This window comes from Streptomyces sp. CB02056, from assembly GCF_001905545.1.
Taxonomy (GTDB): Bacteria; Actinomycetota; Actinomycetes; order Streptomycetales; family Streptomycetaceae; genus Kitasatospora.
This window is the reverse complement of the sequence record NZ_LIPD01000004.1, coordinates 1-21153: the sequence shown is the minus strand read 5'-3', so window position 1 is coordinate 21153 and position 21153 is coordinate 1. Positions and strand designations below refer to the sequence as shown.

21 protein-coding genes and 3 pseudogenes are annotated in these 21153 nt (G+C 71.7%); 13 read left to right on the top strand and 11 right to left on the bottom strand.

Going from position 1 to position 21153, the window contains the following annotated elements; translation table 11 throughout:
• Positions 1-6: 6 nt before the first annotated feature.
• From AMK13_RS11990 to AMK13_RS11980, 3 genes are all read right to left on the bottom strand, one after another.
• Positions 7-1674 carry a purple acid phosphatase family protein gene (locus tag AMK13_RS11990; protein WP_079272061.1) on the bottom strand — a complete coding sequence of 556 codons (1668 nt, stop codon included), beginning with the start codon at positions 1672-1674 and terminating at the stop codon, positions 7-9.
• 202 nt (positions 1675-1876) lie between these two features.
• Entirely contained in the window at positions 1877-2131 is a 255-nt protein-coding gene (locus AMK13_RS11985) for a hypothetical protein (protein WP_049652766.1), read from the bottom strand.
• 187 nt (positions 2132-2318) lie between these two features.
• Entirely contained in the window at positions 2319-2735 is a 417-nt protein-coding gene (locus AMK13_RS11980; RefSeq protein ID WP_049652764.1) for a hypothetical protein, read from the bottom strand.
• Between the two features lie 192 nt (positions 2736-2927).
• Here AMK13_RS11980 and lepB point away from each other — a divergent pair, with 192 nt between their 5' ends.
• A complete protein-coding gene (gene lepB, locus AMK13_RS11975) occupies positions 2928-3554 on the top strand; it encodes a signal peptidase I (RefSeq protein WP_158077696.1) in 627 nt (208 codons plus the stop codon).
• Between the two features lie 104 nt (positions 3555-3658).
• Here the strand turns inward: lepB and AMK13_RS11970 are convergent, their stop codons facing one another.
• The 3 genes from AMK13_RS11970 to AMK13_RS11960 form a co-directional block, all read right to left on the bottom strand.
• A complete protein-coding gene (locus AMK13_RS11970) occupies positions 3659-3949 on the bottom strand; it encodes a hypothetical protein (RefSeq protein ID WP_049652761.1) in 291 nt (96 codons plus the stop codon).
• Positions 3946-4227, bottom strand: coding sequence for a hypothetical protein (locus AMK13_RS11965; RefSeq protein WP_074002209.1), 282 nt, complete (start codon positions 4225-4227; stop codon positions 3946-3948). The genes AMK13_RS11970 and AMK13_RS11965 overlap by 4 nt, the downstream gene beginning before the upstream one ends.
• Before the next feature lie 170 nt (positions 4228-4397).
• The gene (locus AMK13_RS11960) at positions 4398-6053 is read right to left on the bottom strand and encodes an FAD-binding dehydrogenase (protein ID WP_074002208.1); all 1656 of its coding nucleotides are present in this window, start codon (positions 6051-6053) and stop codon (positions 4398-4400) included.
• A gap of 368 nt (positions 6054-6421) precedes the next feature.
• On the opposite strand from AMK13_RS11960, the gene AMK13_RS11955 reads away from it, so the two are divergent.
• A complete protein-coding gene (locus AMK13_RS11955; RefSeq protein ID WP_074002207.1) occupies positions 6422-7360 on the top strand; it encodes an SGNH/GDSL hydrolase family protein in 939 nt (312 codons plus the stop codon).
• A 139-nt stretch (positions 7361-7499) separates the two neighbouring features.
• Here the strand turns inward: AMK13_RS11955 and AMK13_RS11950 are convergent, their stop codons facing one another.
• On the bottom strand, positions 7500-8636 hold the full coding sequence (locus AMK13_RS11950; RefSeq protein ID WP_074002206.1) for a HoxN/HupN/NixA family nickel/cobalt transporter: 1137 nt from the start codon (positions 8634-8636) through the stop codon (positions 7500-7502).
• Positions 8637-8938: 302 nt separating this feature from the next.
• Here AMK13_RS11950 and AMK13_RS11945 point away from each other — a divergent pair.
• The 4 genes and pseudogenes from AMK13_RS11945 to AMK13_RS11930 all read left to right on the top strand — a co-directional run.
• A pseudogene (locus AMK13_RS11945) lies at positions 8939-9886 on the top strand (hydrolase); the annotation flags it as partial.
• 197 nt (positions 9887-10083) lie between these two features.
• Positions 10084-11934: a CocE/NonD family hydrolase gene (locus tag AMK13_RS11940; RefSeq protein ID WP_074002204.1), complete on the top strand. Its 1851-nt coding sequence runs from the start codon at positions 10084-10086 to the stop codon at positions 11932-11934.
• Between the two features lie 57 nt (positions 11935-11991).
• Entirely contained in the window at positions 11992-12687 is a 696-nt protein-coding gene (locus AMK13_RS11935) for an aspartate/glutamate racemase family protein (protein ID WP_074002203.1), read from the top strand.
• 133 nt (positions 12688-12820) lie between these two features.
• Entirely contained in the window at positions 12821-13312 is a 492-nt protein-coding gene (locus tag AMK13_RS11930) for a VOC family protein (protein ID WP_074002202.1), read from the top strand.
• Here the strand turns inward: AMK13_RS11930 and AMK13_RS11925 are convergent.
• The 4 genes and pseudogenes from AMK13_RS11925 to AMK13_RS11910 all read right to left on the bottom strand — a co-directional run.
• Complete coding sequence (locus AMK13_RS11925; protein WP_241852845.1) at positions 13309-13992, bottom strand: hypothetical protein; 684 nt, start codon at positions 13990-13992, stop codon at positions 13309-13311. The genes AMK13_RS11930 and AMK13_RS11925 overlap by 4 nt on opposite strands.
• A gap of 354 nt (positions 13993-14346) precedes the next feature.
• Positions 14347-14706: a hypothetical protein gene (locus AMK13_RS11920; protein WP_074002200.1), complete on the bottom strand. Its 360-nt coding sequence runs from the start codon at positions 14704-14706 to the stop codon at positions 14347-14349.
• Positions 14707-14773: 67 nt separating this feature from the next.
• A complete protein-coding gene (locus AMK13_RS11915; RefSeq protein ID WP_074002199.1) occupies positions 14774-15349 on the bottom strand; it encodes an HD domain-containing protein in 576 nt (191 codons plus the stop codon).
• Between the two features lie 148 nt (positions 15350-15497).
• Positions 15498-15995 (bottom strand): annotated as a pseudogene (locus tag AMK13_RS11910) (XRE family transcriptional regulator); the annotation flags it as partial.
• Positions 15996-16153: 158 nt separating this feature from the next.
• Here AMK13_RS11910 and AMK13_RS46400 point away from each other — a divergent pair.
• The 7 genes and pseudogenes from AMK13_RS46400 to AMK13_RS11880 all read left to right on the top strand — a co-directional run.
• A pseudogene (locus tag AMK13_RS46400) lies at positions 16154-16468 on the top strand (helix-turn-helix domain-containing protein); the annotation flags it as partial.
• Positions 16469-16630: 162 nt separating this feature from the next.
• Positions 16631-17479, top strand: a complete 849-nt coding sequence (locus tag AMK13_RS11905) for a transcriptional regulator (RefSeq protein ID WP_241852844.1) — start codon at positions 16631-16633, stop codon at positions 17477-17479.
• Between the two features lie 438 nt (positions 17480-17917).
• Positions 17918-18334: an ATP-binding protein gene (locus AMK13_RS11900; RefSeq protein ID WP_107418724.1), complete on the top strand. Its 417-nt coding sequence runs from the start codon at positions 17918-17920 to the stop codon at positions 18332-18334.
• Between the two features lie 14 nt (positions 18335-18348).
• Entirely contained in the window at positions 18349-18516 is a 168-nt protein-coding gene (locus AMK13_RS43450; RefSeq protein WP_158077694.1) for a hypothetical protein, read from the top strand.
• Positions 18517-18967: 451 nt separating this feature from the next.
• Entirely contained in the window at positions 18968-19813 is an 846-nt protein-coding gene (locus AMK13_RS11890) for a protein kinase domain-containing protein (protein ID WP_074002194.1), read from the top strand.
• 322 nt (positions 19814-20135) lie between these two features.
• Complete coding sequence (locus AMK13_RS11885; RefSeq protein WP_074002193.1) at positions 20136-20552, top strand: ATP-binding protein; 417 nt, start codon at positions 20136-20138, stop codon at positions 20550-20552.
• 14 nt (positions 20553-20566) lie between these two features.
• Complete coding sequence (locus tag AMK13_RS11880; RefSeq protein ID WP_074002192.1) at positions 20567-21118, top strand: hypothetical protein; 552 nt, start codon at positions 20567-20569, stop codon at positions 21116-21118.
• Positions 21119-21153 lie beyond the last annotated feature (35 nt).

The following is a 21153-nucleotide window of genomic DNA, read 5'->3' as shown; positions in this document are numbered from 1 at the left end:
CGGGGACTACCAGCCCCAGCCGCCGCCCTGGCCGTCGTCGTCCCGGTCCGAGTCCCAGCCCTCGCCGACCGTGCGCAGGATCGTGTAGTTGTCGATCTGCGTGCCGTCCTCGGCCAGCGCGGTGACCTTCATGACCGACTTCTGGCCCAGGTGCTTCGGGGTGACGTCGACCTTGATGAAGGAGTAGCCGGTGTAGCGCACCCGCGACCACTGGATGGTCTCGGGGGTCTTCACCTTGCCCTTGCTCCAGTAGTAGGTCTTGACCTCGTCCTGGTGGTTCTCGTGCCCCTCGTAGGTGTCCGGCACGTCGAACTTGTACAGGCTGCGGCCGGCCGCGCCCGCGGTGACGTAGACCACGCCGTCCTTGGCCGGCTCGATGGTGGCGCCGCTCGGCACCTGCTTCGAGACCTTGTTGCCGAGGATCGCGTCGGTGCGCTCGTAGATGTGGTTGTGGCCGTTGATGACCAGGTCCACCCGGTACTTCTCGAACAGCGGCACCCAGGCCTCGCGGACACCGCCCTCGGAGGCGTGCGCGACGGTGGTGGAGAAGGCGCAGTGGTGGAAGAAGACCACGACGAAGTCGATGGTCTCGTCGTTGCGCAGGTCCTTGAGGGTGCGCTCCAGCCACTTGGTCTGCTTGTTCGCCGAGATGCCCAGGTTGGCCGGGATCTCGTAGGAGACGTCGTTGGCGTCCAGCGAGATGACGCCGACGTTCTTGTAGCGGAAGGTGTAGACGCCGGGGACCTGGCGCGGGTCCGGGCCGTTGTTCGGCAGGAAGAAGCGGGCGTTCTCGCCGCCGTAGCCGTTCGGCGAGTACCAGGCCTCGATGTCGTGGTTGCCGTACGCGACCATCCACGGGATCTCGGCGGCGACCGTCTCGGTCTGCACCAGGAAGTCGTCCCAGGTCTTCGCGTTGAAGACGGACTTGTCCGGGTCGGTGCCGGAACCGGCCGGGTCGGCGTAGCAGATGTCGCCGGCGTGCAGGTGGAAGGCCGGGTTCTGGGCCTTGATGATGTGGTCGTTGCCGGCCGCGTGCGCGCTGACGCCCTGGTCGCCGAAGGCGGTGAAGGTGAACGGCTCGTACACCTTGCCCCAGCGGTGGTCGCGGGACGGCGCGGTGCGGAAGGTGTGCAGGGTGGAGATCTGCTGCTGCGCGGCCGGGTCGAAGCCCTCGTGGCCGACACCGTAGTAGTAGGTGGTGTCGGGGCGCAGGTCCTCCAGCGCCACGTGCAGGTAGTACTGGTCCACCGGCTGGCTGTTCGGGGTCAGCGCCGGGGTGTGCAGGGCACGGACCTCGGCCTGGACCTTGTGGCTCAGCTCCCACGGGGTCTTGCCGAAGCGCAGGAACGGCTTCTTGACCGGGGCCGGGACCTGCCAGGAGATACGGAACTGGGTGTCCGGCTCCGGGCCGAACTGGAGGTGACGGCCGATCGGCGCGACCAGCGAGCCGTCGATGCCACTGGTCGTGCCACCGGTCAGCAGCTGCGGGCCGGCCGGGGCGGCGAAGGCCGTGCCGCTGCCCAGCGCGCCACCGACGGCGACGGCGCCCACGGTCACGGCACCGGCGCGCAGCATCCGGCGGCGGGAGAAGCGGGCCCGCAGGTACTCGTGCTGCTCGGCCATGCTCATGCGGTCGGCAAGCTTGGCCGGCACGCCCATGTTGGGGATATCCATGCGCGGGACTCTTCCAGCGGCGCGTTGATCGCGCACGGACGCCGGGTGAACGGGTCGCAGCGTACCGCCCATTCGAACGCCAATGTTCGACCATGGTTTGGCAAAGGCCGTGTCCGCACCGTTCCGACGCCGCATCATGGCCCCCATCCGCCCCGTGGCCTGAGCGGGCGTCGGCGGAAGCGCGGACAGCGTTCGGGTCTGGTCAGCCGGAGCGCTCGTCCCACTGGGTGGCGGTCCGGTTGCCGGTGCCGTCGCAGGTGCGGCAGATCTCGTCCCGGTAGGCGTGCTTGGCGCCGGTCGCGTCGACCCGGTAGCGCACGTACACGCCGGTGCCGTCGCAGAGGAAGCAGTTGCCGCCCCCGCCGCCCACCTCGGTGGTGCCGGTGCCCTGGCAGGTCCGGCAGCTGAGGCCGGCGGTCCGGCCGGTGCCCGCGCAGATGCGGCAGACCGTCGTCATCGGCTTCCTCCCTCGCGCGGAAACGGCTCGGCGCCGTCCGGAAGGGCCCGACACCACCGGTCATGGTAGTGGTGAAGGCACCCGGACCGACCCGGGTTCGGCCCGGGTAGACATGATCCGACGATCATCCTGTAGGACCAACGGCCGACCTCAGCCGGGGCCCGACCTCACTCCGGCAGGCTCGTCCTCACTCCGGCAGGCCCTCGCGGACCCGCCGGGACACCGAGATCAGCTGGAGGTCCAGCAGCCCCGGCGGATCGGCCAGGCCCGGGCCGCCCGCGCGCACCCAGGCACCGATCTCGTCGATCATGTCGTCCATCAGCACGAAGCCCAGCCAGACCGGCCGGCCGCCCGCCGCCCGGCCCTCCGCCGAGGGGCCGACCACCACCACGTTCGACTGGGTGCACACGTCCAGGCACTTGACCGCCCGGACCCGGCCCGCCGAACCCACCGCCGTCCGCAGCCGCTCGTACTGGCCCGCGTGGTCCACCCCGGGGTGCTTGGCCTCGGTGCCGCAGCAGCAGCCCCGGCAGACCGTCACGGTCACGGGGGCACCGGCGCCCCGCTTGCGGTCCCGGGCACCGTCGCGCTCTCGGCGGCTCATCGGCTCTGCTCCCCCTCGTGGTCGGCGGCGCGCTCCGCACCGGCCCCCGCACTGTACCCGCAGGCCAGCGGGCATCCCAGACCCTTAGGATGCGCACGGCCCACGGGCCACCACACGACTCACGAACAACAAGGGGAGGACGGCCTGATGCCGAAGCGAAGGGGCCGCCGCGGTACATGGATATCGGTGGCCGTGGGGGTGGTCGGGGTCCTGTGCGCCGTGCTCGGGTTCGCCGTGGTCGGCTCCGACTACGGCTACCACCGCATGACGGGCGACACGATGTCGCCGGAGCTGCGGTCGGGCACCGGGCTCTGGACCGAACGGGTCCAGCCCGCGGACGTGCGCCACGGCGAGGTCTACGCCGTCGACTCCCCCTGGACGCTGCAGGGCATCGTCATCCAGCGGGCCATGGCCCTGGGCGGCGACCGCATCGCCTGCGTGAACGGGCAGTTCAGCCTCAACGGGAAGCCGGTCGACGAGCCGTCGGCCCGGCAGGTCCACACCTGCTACCTCGACTTCGACGTCACCGTCCCGCCGGGCCGGGCCTTCCTGATGGGGGACGTCCGCGGCGACGCCTTCGACTCCCGGATCAACCTGGCCGACCAGCAGGGCACCGTCGACCTCGCCAAGGTCGGCGAGCGGGTGGTGTGGCACAGCGGCGCCGACTCCGAGGCCCTGCCCGGCAAGCTCGCCGGCGCGCTCGTCGTGGCCGCGCTCGGGCTGCTGCTGGCCGTCATCGGCCTGATCGCGGCGATCGTCTTCGCCGTCCGCGGCCGGGCCGCCCGGCCCCTGGGGCTGGAGCCGCCGGCCACCTTCTGACGCCGTCGCCACCCGTCGGCGCCCGGTCGACCAGCACTACGCAGCCAGGCCCTGACCGCCGGTTCCCGACCGGCCGGCCCTCGGTCTCGCCGACGGCGGGCCGGTCAGTCCGCTCGCAGGACACGGGAGACGTAGACCCGGGGCGGGTCCGCGTCCTCGTTCACCGCGTACTCCACCAGCCCGAGGTCCCGGCGCAGCGGGGCCGAGTGCATCCCGGGCCGGCCGGGCACCGGCATGCTCAGGCGGGGGAACGGATCCTCCCGCAGGTCGACCAGGAAGGCCACGACCGCCGAGAACACGTCGGCCGGCGTGCCAGGGTCGCCGAGGAACTCCTCCACGGCCGGGGAGACGGTGATCGGGTCGTCGTCGTCCGGGAACTCGTCGTAGCCGCTCACCGGGCCCCGAGCCGGCGCAGGACCGCGGAAGCGGAGGCGCCGGGAGCGGTGCCGGCCTGGACGGCGGCGTGGATCCGGTCGCCCTCCGGGTCGCGGTACAGCTCCGCCCGCAGCCACCACCGCTTCAGTACGCCGCCGATCGTCTCGATGTCGGCTTCGCCCATCTCCCGGTAGAACTCCATGCGCTGCGCGGGCGGCAGGGCCGCGGCCACGCCGTCCTGGGTGCGGGGGACGGGCTGGCGGCTGTCGTGGTGACCGTGCAGGGGTGCTGCGCTCACCGTTCCTCCGAACGTCTCGTGCGGGCGGGACCGCTACCAGTGTCCTCCCCCAGGGGCCGGTCCGGTACCGCCTTCCGACCGCCGGGGCCCTCCCCTGTCCGGCCGAGGGACATGCCGCAGGCCCGGTAGCAGGGGCCGGGGGGCGCCGCTACCCGACGGCCCCGGCGCCGCTACCCGACCGCCCGCGCCGCCGCCCGGCCCGCCGTGCGGCCCGAGAACAGGCAGCCGCCCAGGAAGGTGCCCTCCAGCGAGCGGTACCCGTGCACGCCCCCGCCGCCGAACCCGGCGGCCTCGCCGGCCGCGTACACCCCGGGCAGCACCTCGCCGTCGGGGCGCAGCACCCGGGAGGAGAGGTCGGTCTCCAGGCCGCCCAGCGACTTGCGGGTCAGGATGTTCAGCCGGACGGCGATCAGCGGGGCGGCGCCCGGGTCGAGGATGCGGTGCGGGGCGGCGGTGCGGATGAGCCGGTCGCCGAGGTGGCGGCGGGCGCCGTGGATCGCGGTGACCTGGAGGTCCTTGGCGAAGGGGTTGGCCAGCTGCCGGTCGCGGTCCTCGACGGTGCGGCGCAGTTCGTCCGGGTCGATCAGCGGCTCGGCGGTCCTGGCGTTCATGCCCCGGGCGAGGTCGGCGAGGTTCCCGGCGACCACGAAGTCCCGCCCGTGCCGCAGGTGGGCCTGGACCGGGCCGGGGGCGCCGGGCAGCGCGCGTCCGAGCACGCCGCGCACCGACTTCCCGGTCAGGTCGGGGTTCTGCTCGGAGCCGGAGAGGGTGAACTCCTTCTCGACGATGCGCTGGTTGAGCACGAACCAGGTGTACTCGTACCCGGTGGTCATGATGTGTTCGAGCGTTCCGAGGGTGTCGAAGCCGGGGAAGAGCGGGACGGGCAGCCGCCGGCCGCGGGCGTCCAGCCAGAGCGAGGACGGGCCGGGCAGGATGCGGATGCCGTGCCGGGCCCAGATCGGGTCCCAGTTCTCGATGCCCTCGGTGTAGTGCCACATCCGGTCGCCGTTGATCAGGCTGCCGCCGGCCCGGCCGACGACGTCCAGCATCAGTCCGTCCACGTGCGCGGGCACCCCGGAGAGCAGCCTGGCGGGCGGGGTGCCGAGCCGGGCCGGCCAGGCCTTGCGGACCAGGTCGTGGTTGCCGCCGATGCCGCCGGAGGTGACGATCACGGCCTGGGCGCGCAGTTCGAAGCCGCCGGCCGCCTCGCGCGAGCTGGCCTCGCCCCGGCCCGCCGGGCTGGGCACCAGCACCTCGCCGGTGACGGTGTCGACGGCGCCCGCGGTGGCGGACAGCCCGGTGACCCGGTGCCGGAAGCGCAGCTCCACCAGGCCGCGGGCGGCGGCCGCGCGGACCCGCCGGACGAAGGGTGCCAGCAGTCCCGGTCCGGTGCCCCAGGTGATGTGGAAGCGCGGCACCGAGTTGCCCGGCCCGTCGGCGAGTTGACCGCCGCGCTCGGCCCAGCCGACCACCGGGAAGAACCGCACGCCCATGCCGTGCAGCCAGGAGCGCTTCTCGCCCGCCGCGAAGTCCACGTACGCCTCGGCCCAGCGGCGCGGCCAGGCGTCCTCGGGGCGGTCGAAGCCGGCCGTGCCGAACCAGTCCTGCCGGGCGAGGGCGTGCGAGTCGTGGATCCGCATCCGGCGCTGCTCGGGCGAGTCGACCAGGAAGAGCCCGCCGAAGGACCAGTGCGCCTGGCCGCCGAGGGAGGCCGCGGGCTCCTGGTCGAGCAGGATCACCTTCCGTCCGGCGTCGGCGAGTTCGGCGGTGGCGGCGAGGCCCGCGAGGCCCGCCCCGATGACGATGACGTCGGCGTCCAGGGCCATGCGCAGTCCTCCGTGGCGGCTCGCGGTGGCGGCGCGCCCGGGACGCGCCGTCGCTGTGCGCCCGATACTGCGGCCTGCGGTGACGTCCGGTCAACCGGCGGGTAACAACCGCCGCCGTGAATTCCGCTCCACGCCGTTTCGGAATTGCCGTCGACGGCCGGGCGATACCCGCGCGATTGCCGAGCGATACCCGGTGGAGCGAAATGCGAAATGCCGTTCGACACCGTTCGACCACATCTGACGGAATGTCGGCGATTTCCGCGCGAACCATGGACGTCCGGGAAACACGGCAGTAACTTACCTGCGAGTAGCCGTAGTCCGGCTCCGCACGAACCCCCACCCGTCGTTTCTCTCCCCCAGGAGGAACCGTGCTCCGTCCTGCCCGGAAATCCCGGCACCTCCGGAATTCCACCGCCCTCGCCGCCGTCTCCCTCGGCGCCGCGCTCGCGCTCACCTCCACCACCGCCCAGGCCGCCACCCAGGCGCCCCGGCACTACGTGGCGCTCGGCGACTCCTACGCCGCCGGCGCCGGAGTGCCGGGCCAGTCGGCCGGCCTGTGCCTGCGCTCCGACCGCAACTACGGCCACCTGGTCGCCGGCGCCCTCAAGGCTGGCCGGTACACCGACGTCACCTGCGCCGCGGCCAAGATCAAGGCGATGACGCAGCCCCAGTACGACGCCTTCATCCGGGTCAACGACCCGCAGCTGGACGCGGTCACCGCCGACACCGACCTGGTCACCCTGGGGATCGGCGGCAACGACCTCGCGGCCAGCGACCTCGGGCTCGGCGAACTGGTCGCCACCTGCATCGCCGGCGCCGTCGTCAACCCGTTCGGCACGCCCTGCAAGGACGTCTACCACCACGGCCACTGGGACTGGAGCACCATGTCCTGGCAGTACGGCACCGACGACCTCGCCGAGCGGATCCGCACCACCATCACCCCGCAGCTGACCGACACCCTCAAGCGCATCCACACCAAGGCGCCCGGGGCCCGGGTGCTGCTGGTCGGCTACCCGTCCGTCCTGCCCGCCGACGGCTCGACCTGTGTGCTGCGCCAGCCCGTCACCCCGGGCGACGTCGAGTACATGCACGGGGTGCTCGACAAGCTGAACGCCGCCCTGAAGTCCACCGCGGCCGCGAACGGCGCGACCTACGTGGACACCGCGACGCCGACCCTCGGGCACGACGTCTGCTCGGACGACCGCTGGATCGAGGGCGCGCTGCCCGGCTCGCCCGCCGTGCCGTTCCACCCGAACGCGACCGGCGAGCAGGTGATGGCGCAGGCGGTGCTGGCCGCGCTGAAGTAGCGGCGGGGCGGTGCCGTCGCGGCGCCGGAGCGGTACCGGGGCGGTACCGGGGCGGCGCGGGAAGCGGTGCCGCCGGAAAAGCCCCGAGGGGCCGGTGACCAGACCCCGGTCACCGGCCCCTCGGTTCTCGTGACGCGCGCTACTCGGACTTCGCGGAGGCGGAGCCGGAGGCCGAGCTGGAGCCGGTGGCCGAGGCGGCGGCCAGCCCGGCCGACCACTTCTCCTCGACGTTGCCGAGCTTCCAGTAGGCGATCGCCGCGGCCCAGGTGAGCACGAACAGTCCGACGATCGCGTAACCGACGAAGTTGAGGTCCAGCCCGCCGATCCAGGCGATCGGGCCGCTGGTGATGTCCAGCTTCTCGCCGAGCAGGCCGATCAGCTCGATCGAGCCGATCACCAGCGCGACGAGCACCGACAGCCCGGTGACGGTCAGGTTGTAGTAGATCTTGCGGACCGGCTTGGAGAAGGCCCACTCGTACGCGAAGTTCATGAACGAGCCGTCGATGGTGTCCAGCAGGCTCATCCCGGCCGCGAACAGGATCGGCAGGGTGAGCAGCGCGTACCAGGGCAGCGAGAAGGCCGCCGCGCCGCCCGCCAGCACCAGCAGGGACACCTCGGTGGCGGTGTCGAAGCCCAGGCCGAACAGCAGGCCCACCGGGTACATGTGCCAGGGCTTGGTGACGGCCCTGGTGACCTTGCCGAGGATGCGGTTCATCAGCCCGCGCCGCTCCAGCTGGCGCTCCAGCTCCGCCTCGTCGTAGTCGCCCAGGCGCATCCGGCGGAAGACCTTGAGGATGCCGTTGAAGGCGCCCAGGTTGATCAGGCCGAGCAGCAGCAGGAAGGTGCCGGAGACGGTGACGCCGATCAGGCCGGTCATCTCGTGCAGCGTCGAGTCGTCGGACTCCACCTGGCCGGCCAGCGAGCGGATGCCGAAGGCCAGCAGGGCGCAGAGGCCGAAGACGATCGAGGAGTGCCCGAGCGAGAACCAGAAGCCGACCGACAGCGGCCGCTTGCCCTGGCCCATCAGCTTGCGGGTGGTGTTGTCGATGGCGGCGATGTGGTCGGCGTCGAAGGCGTGCCGCATGCCGAGGGTGTAGGCGGTCAGGCCCATGCCCGCGCCGAACACCTGGCCGCCGACGGTGTAGTGCTCGGGCTCGACCAGCGCGAGCAGGGTGAACCAGCCGACGACGTGCAGCGCGAGGATGAATCCGCCCATTCCGGCCAGGCGGATCCACTCCTCACGGGTGAGCCGGTCGCGCCAGCGGGGGGCGGTCATCGTCGTGTCCTTTCGGTCGGGCGGTCGAAGCTGGGCCATCTTTCCGCCTTGACGCGCGCAGTTGCAAGTCATGCGCAATTACGGATTCGTCTCCCCCCGCTTCCGCACCGTTTCCGCCCCGCTTTCACACCGCTTCCCCCCGGCTTCCCCCGACTTCCGATCGACCCCCGGAGATCGTCACCACCCGTACAAGGCTTCGTAACCTCCCGGGGCTTTCACCGTGCGCTCTACGCGCGGATACTCCCGTTCTACGCGCGAAAACCTGCGCGCCGACCCCTCAACTCCCCACGGAGGAACGGCTCATGACGATCCGTATTCGAACCGCCGCGGCCCTGGCCGGTGCGGCGCTGCTCGCGGCCGGTCTCACCACCCCCGTCGCCACCGCCGCGCCGGGCCCCACCGCCCCCACCACCCGGGCCGCCGCCACCCCGCACCGGGTGCTGTTCGACAACAGCAAGGCCGAGACCGCGGGCAACGCCGACTGGATCATCAGCACCAGCCAGCCCGACCCGCTGGCCCAGAACGCCAACCCCACCACCGAGAAGAGCTGGACCGGCGCCCTCTCCGCCTGGGGCGTCGCCCTCCAGAAGACCGGCCAGTACAGCCTGAAGACCCTCCCGGCCGGCTCCACCATCAGCTACGGCACCGGCGCCGCGCTCGACCTCGCCAACTTCGACACCTTCGTGATCCCGGAGCCCAACACGCGCCTCTCCCTGGGCGAGAAGACCGCGATCATGAACTTCGTGAAGAACGGCGGCGGGCTCTTCCTGGTCTCCGACCACGTCAACAGCGACCGCAACAACGACGGCTGGGACTCCCCGAAGATCATCAACGACCTGCTGACCAACAACGGGGTGAACAACAACGACCCCTTCGGCTTCTCGGTCGACCTGCTCAACATCACCACCGACAACCCGCGCGCGGTCAACGACGCGACCGACCCGGTGCTGCACGGCCCCTTCGGCACCGTCACCGGCTCGATCCTGCGCAACGGCACCACCTTCACCCTCAAGCCCGCCGACAACCCGAACGTCAAGGGCCTGGTCTACCGGACCGGCTACAGCGGCAACACCGGCGCCTTCTTCGTCACCAGCACCTTCGGCTCCGGCCGGGTCGCGGTCTGGGGCGACAGCTCCCCGATCGACGACGGCACCGGCCAGTCCGGCAACACCCTGTACAACGGCTGGGACGACCCGGCGGGCACCGACGCCGCCCTCGCCCTCAACGCCACCGCCTGGCTCAGCAAGGCCTGACCGGCCGCGCCCCGCGCCCGGGCGGCTCGGCCCCGGGGTGCCCCCGCCAGGGCTGCTCGCCAGGAAAAGGGCCGCTGCCTCCCCTACTGTCGGAGTACCGACGCCCGCGGCGCGCTCGTACGGAGCGGCACCCCGTCCGTACGCGCCGCGGGCCCGCCGGTGCCCCACCGGCCCGGGACCGACGGGAGCGGCCGATGCCGTCCTACCCCTTCCACACCACCCGCGAGGACCTGCGCGTCCCGCTGCCCGACGGCACGCGGCTGGCCGCCCGGCTGTGGCGGCCGGTCGGCGACGAGTCCGGCCCCGCGCTGCTGGAGTACTCCGGCGGCCGCCTCACCGACCGGACCGCCGCCGAGGACGCCCGCCGCCACCCCTGGTACGCGGGCCACGGCTACACCGCCGTCCGGGTCGACACCCGCGGGCACGGCAACTCCGAGGGCGTCCCCGGCGAACCCGGCGGCGAACAGGAACTGGCCGACGGCGCCGCCGTGGTCCACTGGCTCGCCCGCCGCCCCTGGTGCAACGGCCGGCTCGGCCTGCTCGGCGTCGGTGCGGCCGGCACCACCGCGCTGCGGCTCGCCGCCCGGACCCCCGAGACCGTCGGCGCCGTGGTCACCGCCTGCCCCGAGGGCGGGCACCGGACCGGCGGGGCCGTGCTCGCCGCCGACCTGCAGACCCGGCTCACCGCCCTGGTCGCCGACGCCGCCCTGCCGCCCGACCCGCGGTACGTCGGCGACGCCTGGCGGGCCACCTGGTTGGCCCGGCTGGAGTCCCTGGACCCGCCCGTCGACGACTGGCTCGCGGCCGGCGAGAGCACCGTCCCGGTGTCCGTGCCCACCCTCGCGGTGGCCGGCTGGGGCGACCCGTCCTGCTCCTTCGTGCTGCGGCTGCTCGCCGAGTCCCCCACCGCGCGCGCCCTGATCGGCCCCTGGCCGCACGGCCTGCCCGAGGCCGCCCTGCCCGACACCCTGCGCTGGTGGGACCACTGGCTACGCGGCGTCGACACCGACGCCCTCCAGGAACCCGCCCTGCGCAGCTGGCTCTCCACCCGCTGGACCGGCGACGAGGCCTGGCCCTCCCCCGACGTCCGCGCGATCCACTACGGCCTGGACGGACCGCTGCGCACCGCCGGCACCGCCTCCGACGAGCGGTACGTCCGGGTCCGCTCCCCGCAGCACACCGGCCTCAACGCCGGCGCCTACGTCCCGCACGGCCGCCCCGCCGACCAGCCGCCCGACCAGCGGGAGGAGGACGGCCGCTCGGTCTGCTTCGACTCCCAGCCGCTGCCCGAACCGGTCGAACTGCTCGGCACCCCGACCGTACGGCTGCGGCTGCGCGAGGACGACGCGCCCGCCCAGGTGGCCGTCCGGCTGTGCGCGGTCGGCCCGGACGGCACCTCGGACCTGGTCACCCGGGGCGTCCTCGCCGCCGGGGGTCCGGACGCCGAGGTCGAACTCGCGGCCTGCGCCTCGACCATCCCGGCCGGGCACCGGCTGCGGCTCGCCCTCTCCTCCGTCTACTGGCCCTGGGTGTGGCCCCCGGCCGAGGACACCGGGTACGGCGTCGACCCGTCCCGCTCCACCCTCAGCCTGCCGGTGCGCCACCTCGCCGCCGACGTCGGCACCCGGCCCGTCACCTTCGAACCCCCGATACTGCCCGAACCGCTCGCCGTCCACCTCACCGAACCGCTCACCGCCCGGCCCGAGCACCTCACCGTGCACGACATCGGCCGCCACGAGTGGCGCGCCGAGTTCTCCCCCGCCACCGACGGCACCCGCACCCACCCCGACGGCCTGGTCCGCGACGAACACACCGTCACCGCCTACCGCGTGCTCACCGGCGCCCCGCTCAGCGCCCAGGCCCGCACCGACCACACCGTCCGCCTGGAGCGCCCCGACATCGGCTGGGACGTCACCGTCCAGACCCGTACCCAACTGCGCTGCGACGCCGGGCACTTCCTCAGCATCGTCCAACTGCGGGCACTGGAGGGCGGATCGGAGGTGTTCGCCCGGGAGTGGCAGCACCGGGTGCCCCGGGAGAGCTGATCAAAGATTCACTTATGTACTTGCCTCACATTTCGATTCCGGCTTATAAATGGCCCCATGAAGACCATCGGCCTGATCGGCGGCATGAGCTGGGAATCCACCGCCGAGTACTACCGCCTGCTGAACCGACTCACCCGCGAGCGCCTCGGCGGACTGCACTCCGCCCGACTCGTGCTCTACTCCGTCGACTTCGCGCAGATCGAACGGCTGCAGACGGCCGGCCGGTGGGAGGAGGCCGGCGAAGTCCTCGCCGACGCGGCCCGGTCACTGGAGGCGGCCGGCGCCGACCTGCTGCTGATCTGCACCAACACCATGCACAAGGTCGCCGACCAGGTCGCGGCGGCGGTCTCCGTCCCCCTGCTGCACCTGGCCGACACCACGGCGGCGGCCGTCCGGGCGGCGGGCCTGCGGCGGGTCGGGCTGCTCGGGACGGCCTTCACGATGGAACAGGACTTCTACCGCGGCCGGTTGGCGGCGGGCGGCCTGGACGTCCAGGTGCCGCAAGCCGACTCGCGCGCCCTGGTCCACCGGGTGATCTACGAGGAACTGTGCGTCGGACTGGTCCGCGAGGAATCCCGAGCGGCCTACCGGCGGGTGATCGGGGAACTGGTGGCCGGGGGCGCGGAAGGCATCGTCCTCGGCTGCACCGAGATCGAACTGCTCGTCCGGCCGGAGGACAGCCCGGTGCCCGTCTTCCCCACCACCCGGCTGCACGCCGAAGCGGCGGTCGACGCCGCCCTGGCCGGCCCCTGAACCCCGACCGCCGCCCTGAGGTGCGCGGTCGGCGGGCACCGGGACAATGGTGAGCGGACCGGTTTCTCCAGCACTCCGCCCCGCGCCGCCCCCCGAAACCGGGGGCCACGGAGCGCGAACGAGAGGGACGACCATGGCCGTTTCCAGCACCCCGATCAACCTCACCCTCGCCGCCCACGTCGGCATCTCGGTCTCCGACCTGGACGCGTCGATCACCTTCTACACGGCCCTCACCGGGCGGGAGCCCGTCGCGCAAGGCACCATGCACAGCGTGCCGTTCGGGAAGTCGCAGGGCCTGCCCGTGGCGAAGCTGCGCTACGCCACGATCAACCTGGACAACAGCCTCGGCATCGACCTCATCCAGTTCCAGGAGCCGGTCGGCGAACGGACCGGCGGCGTGGCCAACCGGCCCGGCTCGATGCACCTGTGCCTGCGGGTCGACGACTTCGACGCCGTGTACTCGCGGATGAAGGACGCCGGCTACGGCTTCCTCGGCGACGACTACACCTTCATCGAGGGCGAGGTCACCCCGAACGCCGCGCTCGGCACCCGGGTCGCCTACTTCAACGACCCGGACGGCACCAACCTGGAGATCATCCGACCCGAAGGCGGCTTCGCCAGCTAGGAGTTCGCGGCGACCGGCCGCCCGGGCCACCCGCGCAGGGCGGCGCGGGCGCGGGCGACGCCTCCGGGGGTGGCCCCGGCCCCGGTGCCGACGGCGACGGTTCTCGTGCCGAGGCCCGCGCAGGCGCGGCAGATGCCGGGGCGGGGCACCGGGTCGTGGCAGCGGCCGCACTCGGCGTACGAGGCCGGTGGGGTTTCGGGGCGCTCCGGCGGCAGCTTGCGGCGTAGCCGGTCCCGGAGGATCGCCACCGGGGAGTGCATCGGCTGCGGCAGTCCGGGGAGCAGGGCGTGGGCCAACTCGGCTTCGTCGCAGCCCCGTTCCAGCCACTGCGTGACGAGCGGTGCCAGCGCGCGGGCCTCGGCCTCGCCGAGGCGCAGGCGGGGTTCGGGCCTGATCACCCGGAACAGGGTGGCCACGGCGGCCCGCGTCCGTTCATCCGGGAGGGTGGGTTCTTGTCCCGGGTCCTTTACGGGAGGGGTGACAGCGCGGCCGGTCCCTCGCCCACCGGAAGCCGGGCGGGGGACAGCCGGTGCGGGCTGCGGGGTGTCGAAGACATGGGCCTCGGACCGGATGGTCCCGTCGGCCATCCGGACGGTGTCGACCCGGTAGTACCCGGCGCTGGTCAGCTCCTTGAGCGCCCGCCGGACGGCGCCCCGCCCCTGCGGACTGCTGTCCGCCATCTGCCGCCCGTCCTCCCGCCACCCGTCGGGGCGGGAGAGCAGGTCGGCGAGGAGGCCACGGGCGGTATAGCTGAGCCGCCGGTCCTGCAACAGGCCGTTCGGAAGCACGCTGAACGCGCGCGAATGAACGCTACGATGAATCCGCATCTGGAGTCCTTGCTCCTGGTGCCAGACCCCGGGGTGTTACGAGCACCGCCGGGGTCTCCTATGTTCTGTTGATGATGCGGAAAGTAGCACAGCGACTACGAAGAGTGCGAACCGTTCGAGCGCAAAGCCCGGACCCCCACATCACGCACGCCCCTACCTTTGGCGTGGGAAGTCGGCGGGGCCGACTTCCCACGCAGAGCACGGTGTTCAGGAGTGGGCGCGTTCGATCGCTTCGAAGATGTCCGCATCGGTCTCCTGCTGCCACGACGGCAGATCGACCCAGTCGGCGACATAGCCCGGCTTCGGATTCTCGATGTGCTTGTGGATCTGAGCGATCCAGCACGTAGCGACGAAGCGGCCCTTCTGCTCCCGGGAGAGCTTGGACGTGTTGCCGCCGCTCACGCTGATGAAGTCCCGGACCTGCCCGAACACGGCAGCGGCGCACTCCCGCTCCCACTCGGGGGTCTCCTCCCACGGGGCGACATAGCCCGCCTTCGGCTCGCCCGGGTAGTGCTTCGAGACACCGGCGATCCACGCCTCGCGGAAGATCCGCCCATCAGTCGACATGCGTAACTCCTTTGTCAGATGGCACCGTCAAGCGCCGAAAAGCGGTCGAAGACGAGTGTCGGTGGCGTCACGCGAGGTAGACCTTCTGCCACTCCAGGGACGTCATGGTCAGTGCGGCTTCGGCGAGGGCGTGGGCCGACTCGGTCTTGAGGCTGCCGAGGCTGCTGTCGATCCACGGCTGCACGTTCCGGTAGCCCTGCTCGCGGTACTCCACGGCCTGGATCAGGCACTCCAGCTTGTCCGCGTCGTGGGCGACGGTGACTTCCAGGTTCTCGGCGTTCTCGTACTCCTCCACGAGGGCCTGGAGTCCGGCAACGACGGCCGGGTGAGCGGCGCTGACCTGGTCGGCGGTCACCCGCTCGTTCGACGCGGCGGTGAGGTAGCGCCGACTGATGTGCGGGATATCGCTGACCCGGGTCTCCTGGGTGTCGTGGAAGAGGCACAGCAGGGCGACCTTGGCCGGGTCGGCACCCTCCATCATCGCGAGCACCGCGCCGATGACGCCCGTCCGGAACGAGTGCTCGGCGATCGACTCGGGATCCTTGACGCCGGCGATCCACCAACCCTGACGCTTCGCCCGCTTGAGCATGCCCGCCTCGAACAGGTAGCTCGCGGTGCCCCTCGCCTGCTTGTCGTCCGCCATGGCTGTCCTTCGCTGCCGGAGCGATTGTCGCTGTAACCGCCTACCCACAGACCGTAGTGCACAGACTCCGACTCTCGACGGGCCACCGTGAAAGGCCGTCACCATCAAATCGACACGGGGGCTCGCCGTACCAGCGTGGTGAGGCGCGCTACGCCTCCGGCGGCACGCTGTAGCGACTCAAGACCTCATCCGCCGTGGACTTCTCCAGCAGGCGCAGCTCCCAAGGGCCGGTGTTGACGTCGAACTCCTTGCCGAAGCCGACCCACTTGCCGGCCATGCGGCGCCCGGTCGGATCGACCAGCAGCTGAATGGCGCCGTGGTACCTGGCCCCCTGGTAGTAGCCGTCCTGTGCGGTCTGCTCCACCCACGAGCCCGTCACGACGTTCCGGTCGACGGTGAGGTCGAACGACAGCGGCGAGTCGGGATTGGACGACGCACCGGGGAGCGACCGGCCGGTGATCCGGTTCCCGCTCTGGGACAGGACGACGTGGTGCAGGCCGGTGAACGTGTTCTCCCGGCTGCTGCTGAAGAACTCGTAGTGGCTGACCCAGACCCCCGAGTAGTCCTCACCCGTGGGAGCGAGTGCGGCCTGCACGGGCACGCCCGGTTCATCGCTGCTCATGTCATGGCCTCCCGTACCGTTCGCGGTACCTGCGGGCGGACACCGGTGAGGACGTCCGCAACTGATCATCCAGGGCCCTGATCCGTTCGGTCATCGCCGCGACGGACTGGGCCGCCGAGGCTCCCCACGTCGATCAGTCCTGACACCGTATCCGTCGACTGGCCGGCTGAAGCAGCTATCTCATGGAACCCGGCCGCGCACCCAGCCGACCAACGTCAACGTTGTTTGACCGAATGATCTGTGACCAGGCGAGTTCAAGGGTACGGTCCCCTATGCAGGGTTCAAGGAATTCACGAGATGGGGCCAGCGTGGCACCTCCGGACGGAATCAGCACCGGCCAGCGCATCGCCGCCTACGAAGATGTGAGAGGCCTGAGCCATCGGCAACTCGCTGATCGTGCTCACGTCTCGTACAGCCTGCTCACGAAGGTGGTGGCCGGACACAAGCCGGCGACGCCGGAGTTCGTGGCAGCGGTGGCCAGGGCTTTGGGAGTTGAGCCTGGCGACCTCCAACCGCCCCCGTACAGCGACGGGACGGCAGATGACCCGTTGGTCCCGCTGATGGGCCCGATCCGTACGGTGCTCGATCTGTACGACCTGCCGCCGCAGGAGGCCGTTCGGCCTCGCACCCTGCCCGCGCTTCGGGCAGCGGTACGACAGGTGAACACGCTGGCCCAGGCCGCGAAGTACAAGCCGATGGTGGCGATGCTGCCGGGCCTGCTGGTCGAACTGCACACGGCCGCACACGAGTTCACCGGTGAGCAGCAGCGGCAGGCGTGGGGCCTGCTGGCGGAGGCCTACCGGTGCGGGCACTCGGTCGGGATCGCCATCGGGCTGAGCGACCTGTCCGCGACCGCACTGGCCCGGATGGACTGGGCCGCGGAGCGGGCCGGCGACCAGGCACCCGCGCTACGGGCCGCCCGCGAGTACCTGCGGGTCACCGCCTACCTGCGCGTCGGCGACCTCGCGGCCTGCCGACGCCTCCAGGAGTCCGGCCGCGGCCACCTGGAGGGGACCGACGCCAAGACTCCGAGCGCACTGGTCACCACCGGGCAACTACACCTCGGCTCGGCCGTGGTCGCCGCCCGCGCCCGACAGAAGGACCTGATGCAGCACCATCTGGACGAGGCCGAACACGTAGCCGCCCGGACCGGCGAGCAGCCGGACCTGTCACTGCACTTCGGGCCCACCAACGTGCGGGTGCACCGGGTGATGACCCTGGTGGAGGCCGGCGAGCACGACCGGGCGGTGGCCGCCGCGAAGGGGCTGCGCTTCCCCGCCGGATGGGCCCCGACCAGGATCGGGCACCACCACATCGACCTGGCCCGTGCCTACCGATGGATGGCCCGACCGGAGGCCGCACTCGACCAGCTCGACGCCGCGTACGCGGTCGCACCCGACCAGGTATCCCGGCATCCGCTCGCCCGCGAGACCGTGACCGCACTGTCACGCTCCGCTAGCCGCCGGAGTCTGCGGCTGTCAACCTGGATCACCCGAACGGGTATCTGACGATCTTTCACTTCTGGTGAAATTCAAGGCCTTCCAGCAGCGGCATCGTGGTGCTCAGCACCCCGAGAAGCGACGCCTCGGGGTGCGAGCCCGGTCGGGTCCGGACTCGCACACACCACTGCCGCATCCCTTGGAGCCCGCGATGGCCGCCGCACCCCGCCCTTCGTGTCCTGCCCAGACGCCGACACCCGGGCCGCGCAGATCCGCCGAGGACCGCCTCCGACGGAACGCCCTGGCCACCGCAGCAGCCGGCTGGGCAGAGTTCGCCCCGACCGCCGACCCCCGGGCCCGCCGGGCCTCGTGAGTTCGGAGACGGCTCTCTCCCCGCTTGCAGCACGCCCCGCCCCGGTCGGGTGTCCAAACCCTCGATCGGCGGCAGGCCTGGCGCACGTCGCACTTCCTTCGCATGCTCCCGCCCCGCCCCTCCGAGGTACCCCCATGTTCACGTCCCGTCGTCCTCGCATGTTCGTCGCCCGGCTCTCCTCCCGGGCCGAATCCACTCCCCTGGCCCGGTACTTGCTCCAGGCCTACCTCTCCGGGCTGCCCTCCGGGGACCGCTACCGCGACACCGCCGAACTGCTCCTCGGCGAACTCTTCGCCAACGCCGTCCAGCACTCCGACGGACCCGACGACTGCCACATCGAAGTCCGCTTCGCCCCCACCGGCTCCCGGCTGCGACTGGAGGTACACGACGCCGGTAGCGGCCGCCCGTCGGTCCGCACCGCCGCGCCTGACGACGAGCACGGGCGCGGCCTCTACCTCGTCAACGAGCTGGCCGAGCGCTGGGGCTGCGCCTCCCGCCCGTACGGCATCGGCAAGTTCCTCTGGGCCCACATCGCCCCCACCACCGTCTGAAAGCCCGACTCCCCATGCACCTCGCGACCCGCGCCCGGCGCACCCTTTCCCGTGGCGCCACACCCGCCGCCACCTACGCCCATGGCAGCCTCCGCTCCGGCCACCACCACGACCCCACCCGCTGGTTCACCACCGAAACCCTCACCATCACCCACTGCCGCACCCGCGCAACCCACCCGTAAGCGCAGGAAGTCGGCCTGGCCGACTTCCTGCGCAGCAGACATCGAGAGGCCAAGATGACCACGATCCAGCGCGCCACTGCACACGCCACCACCGGCTGGCTCCAGGGCCGCTCGGTCTCCTCGCATGCGAGAACGTCGTGCTGCGCGGGCACTGCGAACGCGCCGACCACCGAGACTTGATGGCCTGGCCGCACTGGGCGCTGAAGCACCTGTACGCCCCGGTCGGAGTCATGTTCGGCAAGTTCCCCCAGGGCGCTGCCGAGACCAGTCGGCGCGGGCAGAGGATCCCGCCGCCGCCCTTCTCGTTCCTCCCGGTACGGGCGGGCGCGCGGCCGCTGGACCCGCGAAGCCTGGAGACCACCCCCGACCTCGCGGCGGCGCTGGCAGTGTCGGTTGACGACGGCCGAGACGTGTTCAAGCACATCTCTTGTGAATGGAAGGCAGTTCGAGAATGGGCGAGTTCCTTGCCGAGGCCCGCGAAGCGCTGAGGACGGCGGAGGCCTTCTGTGGGCCGGTCGAGCTGACGGAGGTCAGCAACCGCCGGGGCTCGGCGGTGTGGAAGGCCAGCGGTCCGCGCGGTGTGGTGAGCATCAAGCTCGGCATCGGCGAGGCCGCCGAGGTCACCGCCCGCGAAGCCTCCGTCCTCGACCAACTCCCCGGCTACACCGTGACCGCCGGCCGCTTCGCCGACGGCATCTGGTACGTCACCCCGTGGCTGGCTGGCCCCTCCACCTGGCAGGTCTTCCGCACCGTGCGCAAGGGCGACGGCGGGAAGGACGAAGCCCTCGCCGCCGCCGTCGGACTGTGCCGCGCCGTGGCGGACTTCCACACCGACGGCTGGGTGCACGGCGACCTCCAGCCCGCACACGGCATCCACGGCGAGGACGGGACGGTCCGCCTCCTCGACTTCGCCTGGTCCCGCAAGATCGACAGCACCCCATGGCCGACGTTCGACGGCACGATGATCCACCTCACCGCCCCCGAACTCGCCGCCCGGATCATCAACGGCCCCCAGCCCGTCCCCACGACACAGACCGCTGACGTCTACGCCCTCGCCGGAACCCTGTGGACCTGCACCACCGGGAAGTGGCCGCTGGACTACGACACCGCAGGCCTCCCCAAGGGCACGCCCGTGGAGGAGATCCGCAAGGCCATCGCCCACCGAGCCGTCCCCATGTCCACCACGATGCCCTGGCCCGCCCTTCAGGCCCGGCTGCGCTGCGTCCTGCTGGCCGCCCCCGACGAGCGGCCCACTGCCGCCGAACTGGCGAAGCTCATCGAAGCGGTGGGCGGATGATCGAGCTGCGGGAGCTGCGCCCCGGCGACGAGGAAGCCCTGCTCCGGATCTACAGCGCAGAGTCGACGAAGTACCTGGGCCGGGCACCCATACAATCCCGCCTCCGGTCACGTCCTCCGCAAAACGGGGTTCATCCCGACCGGCGAGCGCGCCGGCTTCAAGACCTACGCCCTCGGATCGACCGAACCGGGACACGAGCAGATCAGACAACCGCCCGGTGGCGAACCTACTACTGCCATGGGCAACTGACTGTCTATCGCTGGCAGATCGCCAACGATGACGTGGATGACCCCCTCCCCTTTTGCTTCCAAGGTGCTCCCTCATGCCCACTTCCCGTCGCCCCCGGGCTTTCGTCGCCCGGCTCTCCTCCCGGGCCGAATCCGCGCCCCTGGCCCGGTACTTGATCCGGGCCTACCTCTCCGGTCTGCCCTCCGGGGACCGCTACCGCGACACCGCCGAACTGCTCCTCGGCGAGCTGTTCGCCAACGCCGTCCAGCACTCCGACGGACCCGACGACCGCCACATCGAAGTCCGCTTCGCCCTCACCGGCTCCCGGCTGCGGCTGGAGGTACACGACGCCGGTAGCAGCCGCCCGTCGGTCCGCACCGCCGCGCCTGACGACGAGCACGGGCGCGGCCTCTACCTCGTCAACGAGCTGGCCGAGCGCTGGGGCTGCGCCTCCCGCCCGTACGGCATCGGCAAGTTCGTCTGGGCCCACATCGCCCCCACCACCGCCTGAAAGCCCGACTCCCCATGCACCTCACAACCCTCGCCCGGCACACCCTCTCCCGTGGCGCCACCCCCGCCGCCACCTACGCCCTGATCGCCCGCCTCGGCCACCCGCCCCTGCCCGTCGCGCGCGCCGTCTGCCTCGCCCTCGACATCCCCCACGCCGAAACCACCCGTCGCCTGGCCGAGTGCTACGACGCCCTCCTCGCCGACCACCACCCCGCCCGCGAGACCGACACCGGCGAACTCCTCGAAGCCCTCGGCGTCTTCGACGTCCCCAAGTCCCTCACCGACACCGAACTCGCCGTCGTCGAACACCTCCTCACCGCCATCGACGCCCACGGCAGCCTCCGCCCCGGTCACCGGCACGGCCTCCAACGCTGGTTCACCACCGGCAACCTCGCCACCGCCTACCTCTCCCTCACTGCCGCCCACCCCCTCCCCCGCACCGGCGACCCCGCCCTCTACTGGACCACCCTCGTCACCGCCGGCGAACTCCTCGCCACCACCCTCCCCTCCGACCGCCGCATCACCTACGCCCTCACCCACTGCCGCACCCGGGCAACCCACCCGTAAGCGCAGGAAGTCGGCCCCGCGACTCTGCTGGCGAA